This is a genomic window from Streptomyces sp. NPDC046985, assembly GCF_040644415.1.
GTDB lineage: Bacteria > Actinomycetota > Actinomycetes > Streptomycetales > Streptomycetaceae > Streptomyces.
The window spans coordinates 1-16244 of the sequence record NZ_JBEYWK010000018.1 but is presented as its reverse complement, the minus strand read 5'-3'; the positions used below and the strand labels follow the sequence as shown (position 1 = coordinate 16244).

The 16244-nt window shown below is 72.8% G+C and carries 13 protein-coding genes and 1 pseudogene; 1 reads left to right on the top strand and 13 read right to left on the bottom strand.

Annotated elements, in window-relative coordinates; translation table 11 throughout:
* Positions 1 to 43 precede the first annotated feature (43 nt).
* From topA to bldG, 7 genes are all read right to left on the bottom strand, one after another.
* Positions 44 to 2908 (bottom strand): type I DNA topoisomerase, encoded by a 2865-nt coding sequence (topA, locus tag ABZ861_RS22725; protein ID WP_361632892.1) that lies wholly within the window; start codon positions 2906 to 2908, stop codon positions 44 to 46.
* Between the two features lie 253 nt (positions 2909 to 3161).
* Complete coding sequence (locus tag ABZ861_RS22720; RefSeq protein WP_361632890.1) at positions 3162 to 3359, bottom strand: hypothetical protein; 198 nt, start codon at positions 3357 to 3359, stop codon at positions 3162 to 3164.
* 245 nt (positions 3360 to 3604) lie between these two features.
* Complete coding sequence (locus tag ABZ861_RS22715; protein WP_361632888.1) at positions 3605 to 5134, bottom strand: methyltransferase; 1530 nt, start codon at positions 5132 to 5134, stop codon at positions 3605 to 3607.
* Between the two features lie 262 nt (positions 5135 to 5396).
* The gene (locus tag ABZ861_RS22710) at positions 5397 to 6014 is read right to left on the bottom strand and encodes a small secreted protein (RefSeq protein WP_361632886.1); all 618 of its coding nucleotides are present in this window, start codon (positions 6012 to 6014) and stop codon (positions 5397 to 5399) included.
* Positions 6015 to 6245: 231 nt separating this feature from the next.
* Positions 6246 to 8651: a sodium-translocating pyrophosphatase gene (locus ABZ861_RS22705; protein WP_361632884.1), complete on the bottom strand. Its 2406-nt coding sequence runs from the start codon at positions 8649 to 8651 to the stop codon at positions 6246 to 6248.
* Between the two features lie 544 nt (positions 8652 to 9195).
* Positions 9196 to 9627 carry an ATP-binding protein gene (locus tag ABZ861_RS22700; RefSeq protein ID WP_361632882.1) on the bottom strand — a complete coding sequence of 144 codons (432 nt, stop codon included), beginning with the start codon at positions 9625 to 9627 and terminating at the stop codon, positions 9196 to 9198.
* A 101-nt stretch (positions 9628 to 9728) separates the two neighbouring features.
* Positions 9729 to 10070 (bottom strand): anti-sigma factor antagonist BldG, encoded by a 342-nt coding sequence (gene bldG / locus ABZ861_RS22695; RefSeq protein ID WP_009189842.1) that lies wholly within the window; start codon positions 10068 to 10070, stop codon positions 9729 to 9731.
* Positions 10071 to 10151: 81 nt separating this feature from the next.
* Between bldG and ABZ861_RS22690 the strand changes: the two genes are divergently transcribed.
* Positions 10152 to 12704 carry a DEAD/DEAH box helicase gene (locus ABZ861_RS22690; RefSeq protein WP_361632880.1) on the top strand — a complete coding sequence of 851 codons (2553 nt, stop codon included), beginning with the start codon at positions 10152 to 10154 and terminating at the stop codon, positions 12702 to 12704.
* 186 nt (positions 12705 to 12890) lie between these two features.
* Here ABZ861_RS22690 and ABZ861_RS22685 read toward each other — a convergent pair whose 3' ends face one another.
* From ABZ861_RS22685 to ABZ861_RS22660, 6 genes and pseudogenes are all read right to left on the bottom strand, one after another.
* A complete protein-coding gene (locus ABZ861_RS22685; protein WP_361632878.1) occupies positions 12891 to 13325 on the bottom strand; it encodes an Rv3654c family TadE-like protein in 435 nt (144 codons plus the stop codon).
* On the bottom strand, positions 13322 to 13789 hold the full coding sequence (locus tag ABZ861_RS22680; protein WP_361632876.1) for a TadE family type IV pilus minor pilin: 468 nt from the start codon (positions 13787 to 13789) through the stop codon (positions 13322 to 13324). Before ABZ861_RS22680 ends, ABZ861_RS22685 begins: the two co-directional genes overlap by 4 nt.
* Positions 13776 to 13976: a DUF4244 domain-containing protein gene (locus ABZ861_RS22675; protein ID WP_361632874.1), complete on the bottom strand. Its 201-nt coding sequence runs from the start codon at positions 13974 to 13976 to the stop codon at positions 13776 to 13778. The genes ABZ861_RS22680 and ABZ861_RS22675 overlap by 14 nt, the downstream gene beginning before the upstream one ends.
* A 107-nt stretch (positions 13977 to 14083) precedes the next feature.
* Positions 14084 to 14893 (bottom strand): type II secretion system F family protein, encoded by an 810-nt coding sequence (locus tag ABZ861_RS22670; protein WP_361632872.1) that lies wholly within the window; start codon positions 14891 to 14893, stop codon positions 14084 to 14086.
* On the bottom strand, positions 14890 to 15735 hold the full coding sequence (locus tag ABZ861_RS22665; RefSeq protein ID WP_361633191.1) for a type II secretion system F family protein: 846 nt from the start codon (positions 15733 to 15735) through the stop codon (positions 14890 to 14892). Before ABZ861_RS22665 ends, ABZ861_RS22670 begins: the two co-directional genes overlap by 4 nt.
* Before the next feature lie 65 nt (positions 15736 to 15800).
* Positions 15801 to 16151 (bottom strand): annotated as a pseudogene (locus ABZ861_RS22660) (secretion protein); the annotation flags it as partial.
* Positions 16152 to 16244: the final 93 nt, after the last annotated feature.

Here is a 16244-nt window from a genome sequence, read left to right as displayed (position 1 = left end):
CCGGGAGCGGGCTCAGTCCCCAGCCGCGCCGCCGGAGACGGGCTCAGTCCTCGGCCGCCTGTGAGGTGGTCGCCTTCGTCGCGGCGGTCTTCTTGGCCGCCGTCTTCGTCGCGGTCGTCGACTCGGCCGCCGTCTTCTTGGCGGTGGTCGTCTTCTTAGCCGCGGTCTTCTTCACGGCGGTGGTCTTCGCGGCGGTCGTCTTCTTCGCCGTCGTCTTCTTGGCGGCCGTCTTCTTCGCGGCGGTCTTCTTGGCCGGGCTCTTCGCGCGCTTCTCCGCGAGCAGTTCGAACCCGCGCTCCGGTGTGATCGCCTCCACGCTGTCGTCGGAGCGGAGGGTCGCGTTGGTCTCGCCGTCGGTGACGTACGGGCCGAACCGCCCGTCCTTGACCACGACCGGCTTGCCGCTGACCGGGTCCTCGCCCAGTTCCTTCAGCGGCGGCTTGGCGGCGGCGCGGCCACGCTGCTTGGGCTGGGCGTAGATCGCCAGGGCCTCCTCCAGCGTGATGGTGAAGAGCTGGTCCTCGGCCTGGAGCGAGCGCGAGTCCGTGCCCTTCTTCAGGTACGGGCCGTAGCGGCCGTTCTGCGCGGTGATCTCCACGCCCTCGGCGTCGGCGCCGACCACCCGCGGCAGCGACATCAGCCGCAGCGCCTCGTCCAGCGTCACCGTGTCCAGCGCCATCGACTTGAAGAGCGAGGCGGTGCGCGGCTTGACCGCGTTCTTGCCCGTCTTCGGGGTGCCCTCGGGGAGGATCTCGGTGACGTAGGGGCCGTAGCGGCCGTCCTTGGCGACGATCGTGTGGCCGGTGGCCGGGTCAGCGCCCAGCTCGAAGTCGCCGCTGGGCTTGGCCAGCAGTTCCTCGGCGATGTCGACGGTCAGCTCGTCGGGAGCCACGTCGTCCGGGATGTCGGCGCGCTGGTGCTGCTCGGTGTCCTTCTCGCCGCGCTCGATGTACGGCCCGTAGCGGCCGACCCGCAGCACGATGTCGTTGCCGACCGGGAACGACGACACCTCGCGCGCGTCGATCGCGCCCAGGTCGGTGACGAGTTCCTTGAGGCCGCCGAGGTGGTCCCCGTCGCCGTTCCCGGCGTCGGCGGCGGCCCCCTCCAGGGCGCCCTCGCCGAAGTAGAACCGCTTCAGCCACGGCACGGCCTGCGCCTCGCCCCGCGCGATGCGGTCGAGGTCGTCCTCCATCCTGGCGGTGAAGTCGTAGTCGACGAGCCGCCCGAAGTGCTTCTCCAGGAGGTTGACCACGGCGAAGGACAGGAAGGACGGCACCAGGGCCGTGCCCTTCTTGAACACGTAGCCGCGGTCCAGGATCGTGCCGATGATCGACGCGTACGTCGAGGGGCGGCCGATCTCGCGCTCCTCCAGCTCCTTGACCAGCGACGCCTCGGTGTAGCGGGCCGGCGCCTTGGTGGCGTGCCCGTCGACCGTGATCTCCTCGGCGCTCAGCGCGTCGCCCTCGGACACCTGCGGCAGCCGGCGCTCCCGGTCGTCCAGCTCGGCGTTCGGGTCGTCGGCGCCCTCGACGTACGCCTTGAGGAAGCCGTGGAAGGTGATCGTCTTGCCGGACGCGGTGAACTCGACGTCCCGGCCGTCGGCGGCGGCGCCGCCGATCTTCACGGTCACGCTGTCGCCGGTCGCGTCCTTCATCTGGGAGGCGACCGTCCGCTTCCAGATCAGCTCGTAGAGCCGGAACTGGTCGCCGGTCAGGCCGGTCTCCGCGGGCGTGCGGAAGCGGTCGCCGGAGGGGCGGATCGCCTCGTGCGCCTCTTGTGCGTTCTTGACCTTTGCGGCGTACGTGCGCGGCTGCGGCGGCAGGTAGTCGGCGCCGTAGAGCTGCGTGACCTGGGCGCGGGCGGCGGCGACCGCCGTGTCGCTCAGGGTGGTGGAGTCCGTACGCATGTACGTGATGTAGCCGTTCTCGTACAGCTTCTGGGCGACCTGCATGGTCGCCTTGGCGCCGAAGCCGAGCTTGCGGCTCGCCTCCTGCTGAAGCGTCGTCGTACGGAACGGGGCGTACGGCGAGCGGCGGTACGGCTTGGACTCGACGGAGCGGACGGCGAAGCGCGTGCTCTCCAGGGCGGCGGCCAGCGCGCGGGCGTTCGCCTCGTCGAGGTGGAGGGTGTTCGGGCTCTTGAGCTGGCCCAGGGAGTCGAAGTCGCGGCCCTGCGCCACGCGCCTGCCGTCGACCGTCTGCAACCGGGCGACCAGGGACGACGGGTCGCTCGCGTCGCCCGTCCGCCCGGTGGCGAAGGTCCCCGTCAGGTCCCAGTACTCGGCGGAGCGGAACGCGATGCGCTCACGCTCCCGCTCGACCACGAGCCGGGTCGCGACCGACTGGACGCGGCCGGCCGACAGCCGGGGCATGACCTTCTTCCACAGCACCGGCGAGACCTCGTAGCCGTAGAGGCGGTCGAGGATGCGGCGGGTCTCCTGGGCGTCGACCAGGAGCTGGTTGAGCTGGCGCGGGTTGGCCACGGCGGCCCGGATCGCGTCCTTGGTGATCTCGTGGAAGACCATCCGCTTGACCGGGATCTTCGGCTTCAGCACCTCTTGGAGGTGCCAGGCGATGGCCTCGCCCTCGCGGTCCTCATCGGTGGCGAGGAAGAGCTCGTCGGAGTCCTTCAACAGATCCTTGAGCTTCTTGACCTGGGCCTTCTTGTCCGCGTTGATGACATAGATCGGCTGGAAGTCGTGTTCTACGTCCACACCGAGGCGGCGGACCTCGCCGGTGTACTTCTCGGGGACCTCGGCCGCGCCGTTGGGAAGGTCGCGGATGTGCCCGACGCTCGCTTCGACGACGTAGCCGGGGCCGAGGTAGCCCTTGATCGTCTTCGCCTTGGCAGGCGACTCGACGATGACGAGTCGGCGGCCGCCCTGTGCGGTCTCGCTGGTCGGGGACAACTTCGCTCTTCTCTCCGGTCGGCGCTGGTTCTCTGTTCCCCCGGGGCATGGGACTCCCGGGGTCGTGTGGAGGTGACGCTGCGGAGTGTGACGGTACATCCCGCCCCCGTGTCAAACGGGGAAAGCCCGCAACGGCCACTCGAACGGTAACCCGACTACCGCCCTTCCTGCCGCCCGGAGGGCTCACCGGCCGATTCGGCTCGATGCGGAGGGTCGCCTCGCAGTTACTGGACGGAGCACGGTGCGACGGCTCTCACCACCGGGCCAGGCACCACACGCCGAGGGCCAGGAAGGCGAGGGCGATCACGCCCGCCACGGTCGCCGAGGCGGCCTGCCGCACGCCGAGTGCCACGGGCTCCCGATGCCGTGCCCGGACCGCCGTCCACGCCAGCAGCGCCCCTCCGAACAGCACGAACACCACTCCTGTGAAGATCGCCGGACCGCTCTCCATGCCACTCCCCTCCCCCTGCTGACGTTCAGGTCGGGGAGGGTGGCACGGGCGGCCGACGGACGGCCCAACCCCTGGTGAACAGCGGGCGGCCGGGCGCCTGTCACCGGTGACCAATCACTCGCCGTCCATGTCCGGTGCGGTGCGCGTACCCGGCGCGGATGACCGAAAAAATTCCGGGCGAGCGCCGCCCGCCCACGGGCCGCGCCCCGAGGCGGGGCAGCGCGCGGGTTCAGTCCACCGGCTCTTCAGTCCACCGGCTCCAGGAACCCCTGTTCCACCAGCATCCGGATCTGCGCGGGCGTGCGCTCGCGCAGCAGCGCCGGGTCCTCGCCCACGAGCTGGGCGATGGCGTCCAGGATGCGCCCGGCGCTCAGCGAGCCGTCGCACACGCCCGCGAAACCCGCCCCGACCGTGTCCACCGCGGTGGCCCGCCGCATGCCGCGGTGCTGGCGCAGCACGACGTGCTCCGGGTCCTCGGCGCCCGGCAGCCCCACCTGCTCCTGCACGACCTCGCCCGCGAGCCGGAAGCGCCCGTCGAGCAGCGCCGCGTCGTCGTGCTCGCGCAGATAGTCGACGCGGGCGAAATGCGCGCGCACGGCGTCGCCGAGCGGCTGCTCGACCGAGTGCGGCCACTCCTCCACGGTGATCGAGGGCGCCGCGGCGGCCGTCCGGCGCACGGTGATCCAGCCGAAGCCCACGGCCTTCGCCTTGCGCGCCTCGAACTCCTCCAGCCAGGCGTCGTACCGCTCCTGGTACGCGGCCGGATCGCCGCGGTGGTCGCCCGCGTCCCTCAGCCACAGCTCGGCGTACTGCGTGACGTCCTGCACCTCGCGCTGCACGATCCACGCGTCGCACCCGCGCGGCACCCACGACCTGAGCCGGTCCTGCCAGTCCTCCCCCTCCACGTGCTGCCAGTTGGCGAGGAACTGCGCGAACCCGCCCTCGTTCAGCCGCTCCCCCGCCTGCTGAACGAGCGTGCGGCACAGATCGTCCCCGGCCATCCCGGCGTCCCGGTACGTGAGGCGGGCGCCGGGCGAGATCACGAAGGGCGGGTTGGACACGATCAGGTCGAACGTCTCGTCGTCTCCGACCGGCTCGAACAGCGACCCCTCGCGCAGATCGGCGGCCGGGACGCCGGACAGGGCGAGCGTGAGGGCGGTGATGTGCAGCGCGCGCGGGTTCACGTCGGTTGCGGTGACCCGGGTGGCGTGCCGGCTCGCGTGCAGGGCCTGGATCCCGGAGCCGGCGCCGAGGTCGAGCGCGGACCCGGCGGGCGCACGGACGGTGATGCCGGCCAGGGTGGTGGAGGCGCCCCCGACGCCCAGGACGACGCCCTCCTCACGGCTGCCGATGCCGCCCGCGCCGCCGACCGCGCAGCCCAGGTCGGACACGATGAACCAGTCCTCGCCGTCGGATCCCCCGTACGGCCGCACGTCCACGGTCGCGGCGAGCTCGTCCGCGCCGGAGCGCGCCAGCCAGCCGGTCTCCAGGCACTCCTCGACGGGCAGGACGTCCGCCACGCGCGCGTACGGCGCCGGTTGCTGGAGCAGGAAGAGCCGCACCAGCAGTTCCAGCGGCGTGTCCCCGCGGGTGGCACGCAGCGCGGGCACGGTCTCGCTGCGGGCCAGCGCGGCGTACGCGGGCGCGCCGAGCAGTTCGAGCAGTCCGTCGGCGGTGAAGGAGACGCCGAGCAGGGCCTCCCGGAGCCGGGCGGCGGCCTCCGGGCGGTCGGCGGCGGGCAGGGTCGTGGGGGCGGGCAGGCTGGAGTCGCTCACGCACCCATTGTGTCGGCTCCCACTGACATCGCGCGTGCGGGCATGACCGTCGCGTGGGTGCGGGCACGACGCGTCGCGCGCGTGCGGGCACGGCGGGGCGGCTGGGCGCTCGGCCGCCGCGCTCGGCCGCTGCCCGCCGCGGCCTGGCGGATCAGCCGACGACCGTCAGCGCGAGGCGGCCGACCGGGCAGCGGGGGCGGCTGACCCGAGGCGGCCGGACAGAGGGGGCGGTCAGCCGGAGGCGGCCGGGCAGCGGGGGCGGTCAGCCCGAGGCGGCCGGGGAGGCGGGGGCCGAGGGCGGGGCGGAGGCGGACTTGCAGCTCGTCTGCTGGGCCATCGCCTTGCCGACGTCGCCCGCCTCCAGGTTCTTCAGGGCGTCGCTGCCGGTCTTGCTCAGCTTGTCGAGCTGGGTGGCGACGTCCTTGAGGCCGTCGGCGAACTTCGCCTGGTCCTTGGTGTCGAGCTTGTCGACCTGCTGCTGCAGCGAGGCGTAGGAGGCGCCGAGGTCGTCCAGCTCCTTGACCGCGTCGCGCTGCTTCGTCGCGCCGCCGTCGACCTTGGGGGCGCCGGCCTTGCTCACGGCCGCGCCGATGGCCTTGTAGGCGTCGGACATGTCCTTGAACGCCTGCGCGTCGGTCTTCTGGACGTCGGCTGGGGCGCTGTTGTCCGAGGTCTCCTTCTGGATCGCCGCGTTGGCGGACTCGATCCTCTTCGCCTGCGGCTGCACCCCTTCGCACACCTGCTTGGCCCAGGCGTCCAGCGCGTCGTCGTTCTTGCCGTCGGCGCTGCTGCCGGTGCATCCGGTCAGTGCCAGTACCAGTACCGCACCGCCGGACACCGCGGCCGCGAGCTTCTTGTTCACCGGTTTGGTCCCTTCCATGGCCCTCGGCCCCGGAACATACACGGCGCACCGGCGAGCACTGAGACCCGGACGCCCCTTAAGGGCCCCCTTGCCATGATTCGCACCCTGCGAGAGAAGGCTCACGGGCGCCGCCCGGCGACGCACACGGCGGACGGGCGGGCGCACACAGCGGCGGGCGCGCACAGCGGGCGGACGGCGCGTGGCATGCGCCGTCCGCCCGCTGTGTGCGCTGGTCCGCTGGAGGACCGCCTAAGAGACCACCGCGGGGTCGGTCGGCTCCGACACGCGGTCGGCGTCGTCTTCCGCGCCCACGGCGATGCCGCGCCGCTTGGAGACGTAGACGGCGCCGACGATGACGAGCAGCGCCAGGACCGCGACCGCGATCCGGACGGCGAGGCTCTTGTCATGGCCGTAGCTGAACTTGACGACCGCGGGCGCGATGAGCAGCGACACCAGGTTCATCACCTTCAGCAGCGGGTTGATCGCCGGGCCAGCGGTGTCCTTGAAGGGGTCGCCGACCGTGTCGCCGATGATGGTCGCGGCGTGGGCCTCGCTGCCCTTGCCGCCGTGGTGGCCGTCCTCGACGAGTTTCTTGGCGTTGTCCCAGGCGCCGCCCGAGTTGGCCAGGAACACCGCCATCAGGGTGCCCACTCCGATGGCGCCCGCGAGATACGCCCCGAGGGCCCCGACGCCGAGCGTGAATCCGATGAAGATGGGCGCCATGACGGCGAGGAGTCCGGGCGTGGCGAGTTCGCGCAGGGCGTCCTTGGTGCAGATGTCGACGACCTTGCCGTACTCCGGCGTCTCGGTGTAGTCCATGATCCCGGGCTTCTCCCGGAACTGCCGCCGGACCTCGAACACCACCGCGCCCGCCGAACGGGACACCGCGTTGATGGCCAGCCCGGAGAAGAGGAAGACCACCGCGGCCCCGGCGACCAGGCCGACCAGGTTGTTCGGCTGGGAGATGTCCATGGTCAGGGTCATCGGCGCGCCGGGCCCGGACAGCTTCGCGCCGACGTCCCGCGCCCCGGTGGTGATGGCGTCCCGGTACGACCCGAAGAGCGCCGACGCCGCCAGCACGGCGGTGGCGATGGCGATGCCCTTGGTGATCGCCTTGGTGGTGTTGCCGACCGCGTCCAGGTTGGTGAGCACCTGGGCGCCCGCGCCCTCCACGTCGCCGGACATCTCGGCGATGCCCTGCGCGTTGTCGGAGACCGGGCCGAAGGTGTCCATGGCGACGATCACACCGACCGTGGTGAGCAGGCCGGTGCCGGCCAGCGCCACCGCGAACAGCGCCAGCATGATCGACGTGCCGCCGAGCAGGAACGCGCCGTACACGCTGAGCCCGATCAGCAGGGCGGTGTAGACGGCCGACTCCAGACCGACCGAGATGCCGGCGAGGACGACGGTGGCCGGGCCGGTCAGCGAGGTCTTGCCGATGTCCCGCACCGGCCGCCGGGTGGTCTCGGTGAAGTAGCCGGTGAGCTGCTGGATCACGGCGGCGAGCAGGATGCCGATGGCGACCGCGACCAGGGCGAGGACGCGCGGGTCGCCGTCCTTGCCGCGGATCGCGGCGTCGGTGACGCCGGTCAGGTCGGCGTACGACGACGGCAGGTAGGTGTAGACGGCCGCCGCGACCAGCCCGAGCGAGATCACCGCCGAGATGAAGAAGCCGCGGTTGATCGCCGCCATGCCGCTGCGGTCGGCGCGGCGGGGCGCCACCGCGAAGATGCCGATCATGGCGGTGAGCACGCCGATCGCGGGCACCAGCAGTGGAAAGGCGAGGCCGTCGTTGCCGAAGGCCGCCTTGCCGAGGATCAGCGCGGCGACCAGCGTGACGGCGTAGGACTCGAAGAGGTCGGCCGCCATTCCGGCGCAGTCGCCGACGTTGTCGCCCACGTTGTCGGCGATGGTCGCGGCGTTGCGCGGGTCGTCCTCCGGGATGCCCTGCTCGACCTTGCCGACGAGGTCGGCGCCGACGTCGGCCGCCTTGGTGAAGATGCCGCCGCCGACACGCATGAACATGGCGATCAGCGCGGCGCCGAGGCCGAAGCCCTCCAGCACCTTCGGCGCGTCGGCCGCGTACACCAGCACCACACAGGAGGCGCCCAGCAGGCCGAGCCCGACCGTGAACATGCCGACGACGCCGCCCGTGCGGAAAGCGATCTTCATGGCTTTGTGCGAGACGGCGGTGAGATCCCTTTCTGGCTCGCCCTCCGCGGGAGTCGCCTCCCGGGCCGCCGCGGCGACGCGCACATTGCTGCGCACGGCGAGCCACATGCCGATGTATCCGGTGGCCGCCGAGAAGACGGCTCCGATCAGGAAGAACACCGACCGTCCGGCGCGCTGATTCCAGTCGTCCGCGGGAAGCAACAGGAGCAGGAAGAACACGACGACGGCGAATACGCCGAGCGTGCGTAGCTGTCGGCCGAGATACGCCTTGGCGCCTTCCTGCACCGCTTCAGCGATCTTCTTCATGCTGCCGGTTCCGTCGCCCGCCGCGAGTACTTGGCGCACCAACACGCCTGCTACTGCGAGGGCGGCTACCGCGACGATCGCGATCACGGCCAGGATGATCCGGTTGCCGTCGGTCAGCACCGCGGCCGCGAGCGGTGTGAGGTGACCTGACTGTTGAGGGGTGAAAAGCCCCGCCATTCGTCCTCCTTGACGCTTGGGCTGAGCTCAAGATCTGGACGGATTGTAGGTTTCGGAACCCGATCAAAACAGGGTGCGGTAAATGGAATCAGCCTTCACTTGCTTCTCACGACTGATCGCCGGATGCCGTCCGCCTCAAAAGCGGTAACGCCTTGGAACCATTGATCGTTGATCCATTTGCCGGGATATTGATCGTGAATTCGTTCACGAAATGGTGTCGTGCCTGATGAATGGCACGGCAGGGCCACTGTAGGCACGGTCGCGGGCGCCGCGCCCGCGCAGTACGCCAACATGGTGAAGGGCCCCACACAGGTGGGGCCCTTCGGGGCGTACGGGTCTTGCGGGTTGTACGGGTCCTGTGGGGGCGTACGGGCTGTCCGGGCTGCCGGGTGCACGGCTCGGGTGCACGGCTCGTACGGAGGCCGCTCAGGGGCGGGGCGCGGTCTGCCGGGGCGGGGCTGGGTCTCGGGTCCGCCGGGGCGTGGGTGAGCCCGCGGGTCCGCCGGGGCGGAGGCTGAGTCCGCGAGTCCGCCCGGGGGGCTGCTCAGGCGAGCACTGCGGTGGGCGGCGTGGTCGGCCAGGTCATTCTGATCAGGCCGCCGTCCTCCCCCGCCGTGACCTTCACGTCGTCGACGAGGCCGCTGATGACCGCGAGGCCCATCTCGTCCTCCTCGATCTCCACGCCGCCCCCGACGCCGGGGGCGTCCCCAGGGGCGTGCTGCGCGTGCCGGACCTCGTCGCCGACCTCGATGGAGAACTGCTTCTCCTCCTCGATCAGCATCACCGTCACCGGCGCCGCGATGCCGCCGCTCTGGTGCAGTCCGACCGCGCGGGAGCACGCCTCGCCGACGGCGAGTCTGACCTCGTCGAGGACTGCCTCGTCCACTCCGGCCCTGCGCGCCACCGCCGCCGCCACCAGCCTGGCGGTCCTGACGTGCTCCGGCTGCGCGCTGAAGCGGAGTTCGACGGTGGCCATGCGTCCCCCTTGGAACTTGGGCGTGCTGTCGCAGGGCCGGGCCGCCGAGCCCGGCCTCGCGGGTACTTCTCCCGACCCGGGCGCCAGCCCGGGACCGGCGGTCAGTCGGTGGCCGCCACCGCTTCGTCGACCGAGGTGTGGATCGGGAACACCTTGGTCAGACCGGTGATGCGGAAGATCTTGAGAATGCGCTCCTGGTTGCACACCAGGCGCAGCGAGCCCTCATGGGCCCGCACGCGCTTCAGACCGCCGACCAGCACGCCGAGCCCGGTGGAGTCGAGGAAGTCCACGCCCTCCATGTCGACGACGAGATGGAAATTCCCGTCGTTCACCAGCTCGACCAGTTGTTCGCGCAGCTTGGGCGCGGTATATACGTCGATTTCGCCACCGACCTCGACGACCGTACGATCGCCGACGGTACGGGTCGACAGGGACAGGTCCACGGATCCTCCAGCACCTTGCTATCGAGCGGTCGCCCCCTCAAGCGCCTCAACGTGAGGCCCCGGGACGGTACGCCAGCCGCGATGGCATTCAATCACTTACGGGCAGGCGTGCACGACGCCTTGAGACCATTGTCCGTCACGCCGGTGACACACTCGATGCCGATGGCCAAGAATCACCGATCCGATCGACCCCCGACGGACCCCGCAACCCCCCTGCCTCCGGGCACGGTTCTGGACCGGCTCGCCTCGGGGCCGAGCCGGGCTGCGCGCATCACTCATACGGAGCACCTGCCCTCCCGGGCGGGTCGCCATGCCGTCTGGCCGGACCGGATTCGCCCGGAGGTGATCGCGGCCGTCCAGGCGTGCGGAATCGAGCATCCCTGGGCCCACCAGGCACGCGTCGCCGAGCACGCCCTGGACGGGGACTCGGTGGTCGTCGCCACGGGCACGGCGTCCGGCAAGTCCCTCGCCTATCTCGTCCCGGTGCTCTCCACGCTCCTGGACGGCGCCGAGGCCCCGAACGGCCGCGGCGCCACCGCCCTATACCTGGCACCCACCAAAGCGCTCGCCGCCGACCAGTGCCGGGCGGTGCGGGCGCTGGCCCAACCGCTGGGCAACGCCGTCCGCGCCGCCGTGTACGACGGCGACACGCCGGTCGAGGAGCGCGAGTGGATCCGCCAGTACGGCAACTACGTCCTGACCAATCCCGACATGCTGCACCGCGGCGTCCTGCCCTCGCACCCCCGCTGGTCCTCCTTCCTGCGGGCGCTGAAATACGTCGTCATCGACGAGTGCCACACCTACCGGGGCGTCTTCGGCTCCCACGTGGCGCAGGTGCTGCGCCGCCTGCGCCGCCTGTGCGCGCGCTACGGCGCCTCGCCGGTCTTCCTCCTCGCCTCGGCGACCGCGGCCGAGCCCTCGGCGGCCGCCGGCCGCCTCACCGGCCTGCCCGTGGTGGAGGTGGCCGACGACGCCTCGCCCCGCGGTGAACTGGTGTTCGCCCTGTGGGAGCCCCCGCTCACCGAACTGCGCGGCGAGAAGGGCGCGCCCGTCCGCCGCACCGCCACCGCCGAGACCGCAGACCTGCTGACCGACCTCGCCCTTCAGGGCGTGCGGTCGGTGGCCTTCGTCCGCTCCCGGCGCGGCGCCGAGCTGATCTCGGTGATCGCCCAAGAGCGGTTGGCCGAGATAGACCGCTCGCTGGCCCGGCGTGTCGCGGCCTACCGGGGCGGCTACCTCCCCGAGGAGCGCCGCGCCCTGGAACGGGCCCTGCACTCGGGCGACCTGCTGGGACTGGCCGCCACGACCGCCCTCGAACTCGGCGTGGACGTCTCGGGCCTGGACGCCGTGCTGATCTCCGGGTATCCGGGCACCCGCGCCTCCCTGTGGCAGCAGGCGGGCCGGGCCGGCCGCGCCGGTCAAGGAGCGCTCGCGGTCCTGGTGGCCCGCGACGACCCGCTGGACACCTTCCTCGTCCACCACCCGGAAGCCCTGTTCGACCAGCCGGTGGAGTCCACGGTCCTCGATCCCGACAATCCCTACGTCCTCGCCCCGCACCTGTGCGCGGCCGCCGCCGAGCTGCCCCTCACCGAGGAGGACACGGAGCTGTTCGGACCGGCCTCGGCGGAGCTGCTGCCCCAGTTGGAGGCGGCGAAGCTGCTGCGCCGCCGGACCAAGGCGTGGCACTGGACGCGCCGGGAACGGGCCGCGGACCTCACCGACATCCGCGGCGGGGGCGGCCGGCCGGTGCAGATCGTCGAGGCCGGCACCGGGCGACTGCTCGGCACGGTCGACGAGGCCGCGGCGCACACGACCGTGCACGAAGGCGCGGTCCACCTGCACCAGGGCCGCACGTACCTGGTGCGCTCCTTCGACCAGGACGACTCGGTCGCCCTGGTGGAGGAGGCGAACCCGCCGTACACGACGGTCGCCCGGGACACGACGTCGATCTCCGTCCTGGACACCGACGTCGAGCTGCCCTGGGGCGCCGGCCGCCTGTGCTACGGCTCCGTCGAGGTCACCAACCAGGTGGTCTCCTTCCTGCGCAGACGCGTCCTGACCGGGGAGGTGCTGGGCGAGACGAAACTCGACCTCCCTCCGCGCACCCTGCGCACCCGCGCGGTGTGGTGGACGATCACCGAAGACCAGCTCGACGAGGCCCGGATCCCCCCGGAGATCCTCGGCGGCGCCCTGCACGCCGCCGAGCACGCCTCCATCGGCATGCTGCCGCTGTTCGCCACCTGCGACCGCTGGGACATCGGCGGCGTCTCCCTCCCGCTCCACCCCGACACCCTCCTGCCCACCGTCTTCGTCTACGACGGCCACCCCGGCGGCGCGGGCTTCGCCGAGCGCGCTTTCCACACCGCCCGCGCGTGGCTCGCCGCCACCCGCGAGGCCATCGCCTCCTGCGAGTGCAACGCCGGCTGCCCGTCCTGCATCCAGTCCCCCAAGTGCGGCAACGGCAACGAACCGCTGCACAAGGCAGGCGCCGTGCGGCTGCTGACGGTGCTGCTGAGGGGGGCGCCGGAGTCCTCCGCTGGGCGGCAGGACTCCGTCATTCCGGAGGACTCCGCCTCCGCGGAGGATCGGGTCGCGGATGACGCCGAGGGGGCGAAGGAGGCCGGGCCCGCTTAGGAGGGACTGACGGGCTAGGAGGGGCTGAGGGCCAGGAGAGGCGGGAGGAGCTGAGGGGCCGGGAGAGGCCGCGGATCGGGCACAGGTGCTTGGGCACACGGTGCCGGGAGCCGGGAGCCGGGAGCCGGGAGCCGGGAGCCGGGAGCCGGGAGCCGGTGACCAGCACCGCATAGGTTGGCGCGATGTTCAACTCGGGTCAGTGACCGGCACCGCCCCCACCGCTCCCACCGCACCTGCCGCACCCGCCGCAGACCCGCTGGCCCGCGCCCCCGCCGCCGGGGGGCCGGGCGGTCCCGCCCGCGCTCTGGAACGGGCCGTGAACAGCCCCCGTCGCGACACCGCCGTCACGTCCGAGACATCGCCCGTGAGCGCGCACCGGGCGAGCCAGGCGCCCTGGGCGCGCGCCACCCGGTCTGCCGCGGCGCAGGCGGGAGCGCGGCCCTGCGCCCAGTGCTCCGCCGCGGCCAGCGCCGCGAGGTCCGCGGCGCCGGCCGCCCGGTGCCGGGTGACCACGGCCTGCCCCAGCGCGAGCCCGACGCCGAACACCACGCACAGCAAGGCGATCGCTCCGACGCTCCAGACGGTGGCGGAGCCCCGGTCGTCCGAGAAACGCCCGGTCATGAGCCCCGTCCGTTCCCACTACGCACCCCCGGCGTACCCGCTCTCCCCACCGTCTCCCCCGTCTCTCGTGTCTCTCCTGTCTCGTCTGTCTCTTCCGCCATCGCGACGGCCTCCGCCTCGATCCGGAAGGGCAGCGCGCCGATGCCCGGCGGCTCGGCCACCACGCGCACGTGGACCTGCTCTCCCTGATGGATCACCGACACCCTCGCCCCTTGCGGAGCCGCCTCGCGTACGACCCGGGTGACCGCTTCCTGCGGATCCTGTCGGGCGGCGGCCCGAGCGCCCACCCGGGCCGCGTCGACGCACTGGATCTGGGCGAGCACGATCAGCAGCCCCCACACCAGCGTCGTCACCACCAGCACCAGCACGGGCAGCACCATGGCGGCCTCGGCCGTCACGAACCCCCGGTCTGCGCTCCAGCAGCCCCGGCGCTCGCATCCGCCCCGGCTCTCACATCCGCGCACTGAGCGCTCGCTTCACGATGTTCTGAAGCTCCGTCTTGACCTGTCCGCTGGTCACCACTTCGTACAGCAGCACGGCGAACGCCACCGCCGCGATGATTCCCATCGCGTACTCGGACGTGACCATCCCCGCGTCCCGGCGCATCCAGCGCACCAGGACCCGCAACCGCGCCTTGGCCTTTTCGTGCATTGCAACTCCCGAGAGATCTCGTCGTGTTCATCGTCTGTCGCTCCCGACCGCGTCTCGCCTGCCGCGGACGCGATCCGCTTCCGGTGTCCTGCGCGTCCACCGCCCCGTCAGCCGCCGCCTCCTCTCAGCACTCCGCCCGCGAGGCCGATCACCACGGGCAGTACGCCGACCGCGACGAAGGCGGGCAGGAAGCACAGCCCCACCGGCGCGGTGACCAGGACAGCCGCCCGCCGGGCACGAGCCGTCGCGGTGCGCGCCCGCTCGGCGCGCACGTCCGCGGCGAGCCGCGCCGCCGGAGCGGCGGCGGGGATCCCGGAGGCGTCGGCCCGCTCCAGCAACCGCGCCAGGGCAGCGGCGCCCGGTATCGAGGCGAGCCTGCGCCAGGCGTCGGCCGGTTCGCCGCCGAGCCGCACTTCCGCCGCACCCCGCGCCAGGCTGTCCCCCACCGGGCCGCCCAGGGCCTCTCCCACCGCCTGAGCGGCGATCACCGGACCGGCGCCGGCCGCGATGCACGCCGCCACCAGGTCCGCCGCGAGGGGGAGTTGGCGGGCGGCCTCAGCCGCGTCGAACCCGGCCTCAGCAGGGTCCGCGGCCTGCTGGCGCCGCTGCCGCCTCCACAGCGCCGCCGCCGCTGCCAGCCCCGCCGCGGCCCCGGCGGCCCCGCCGATCAGCATCCATGCGGCGCCCGCAGCACCGGCCACCGGCAACCACCGCCGCAGGGCGTCCGGCGACGGCAGGCCCGGACCGGAGGAACCGGCGCGCTCGGCCCGCGGCGCGGGCGCCGTCTCCAACAGCGCTGCCGCACGGCGCCGTGCTCTCCTATCGCGGCGTGTCGCCTTCAGCCGCCGCGCGGACCACCAGAGCAGCGCGACCGCGCCCAGGGCCGTCCCCAGGCTGTGGACAACCTCCCGACTCATGCCGCCTCCGCTCGCCGCACGATCCCCAGGGCCCACCACAGCCCCACGGCCTCCAGCGCCCCGCCGACGAGCAGGCACCCGAGGCCCGCTCCGGTGTGCAGCAGCACGTGCAGCGGGTCGGCGCCCATCGCCGTGCCGAGCAGCAGCCCGAGGGCGGGCAGAGCGGCGAGCATCACCGCCGTAGCCCGGGAACCCGCCAACTGGGCATGCAGGTCGGCGCGTTGATCCCGTTCAGTGCGCAGCGCCGCCTCAAGCCGGTCGAGGCCGGCCGCGAGCCCCGCGCCTTGGTCCACGGCCACCCGCCAGCAGGCGGCGAGTCCGCGCAACCCCTCGGCACCGGGCTGCCGGGCCGCGGCGGCCAGCGCCCGGGGGACGTCGCCGCCGAACCGCGCCGCCGCCAGCACCGCCGCCTGGCTCTCCCCCAGGCCGCCCGAGTCACGCGCGGCCTCCAGCAGCGCCGCACCGGGCTGCCGCCCGGCCCGGACCTCCCCGGCGAGCGCCCCGCACAGGGCGATCACCGCGTCGGCCCGCCGCTCATGCGCCACGCGCGCGGTGCGGGCGATGCGCAAGCGGCGCAGCACCGGCACTCCGGCGGCCCCCGCGAGGACCGGCAGGAAGGAGGAGCCCAGCACCGCCAGCAGCAGCCCGGCCGCCGCAGCCCACCATTCGGCTCGCAACCGGCCGCGCAGACGGGCCAGTTCCTCGCGCGCCCGCTCCCACACCGGCGGGCTGGGCGCCGCCACCGCACCGTCGGCGAGCAGCAGCCGCGCCCGCCGCGCCACGGAAGGCCGCCCGCCCAACAGCCACACGGCCGCCCCGGCGCACGCCAGGGCCGCCGCCATGGACATCGGTCCGACCGCCACCGCCCCCACCGCTGCGGCGCCCCGGGCCGACTCCGCCACCGTGCTCACGGCTTCACCTCCCCAAGTCCCGTGTCCGGCGCCTCTTCCAGGTCCGCGTCCCGGGTTCCGCCCCGTCGCAGCAGCTCCCGCAGTCGCTCCCAGCCCCGTTCCGCCACGAACGCCTCCGCACCCCAGCGCAGCGCCGGCACCGTGCGCACCAGGCCCGACGCGTCCCGCTCCAGCACCCGGATCTCCGCGATCCGCCGCTGTCCGGAGCGGTCCCGCACGAGGTGCACGACCACCGAGAGCGCGGCGGCGACCTGGCTGTGCAGGGCCGCCCGGTCCAGTCCAGCGGCGGTGCCCAGCGCCTCCAGGCGGGCGGGCACGTCGGCTGCGGCGTTGGCGTGCACCGTGCCTTCTCTGAACTAAGCGCCTGATGGCGCTTCGGGGAGAGTGACGTCCAGAGCCGGGGTCGCGGGTTCGGGCCAAAGTCGGCGGGACACCAGACG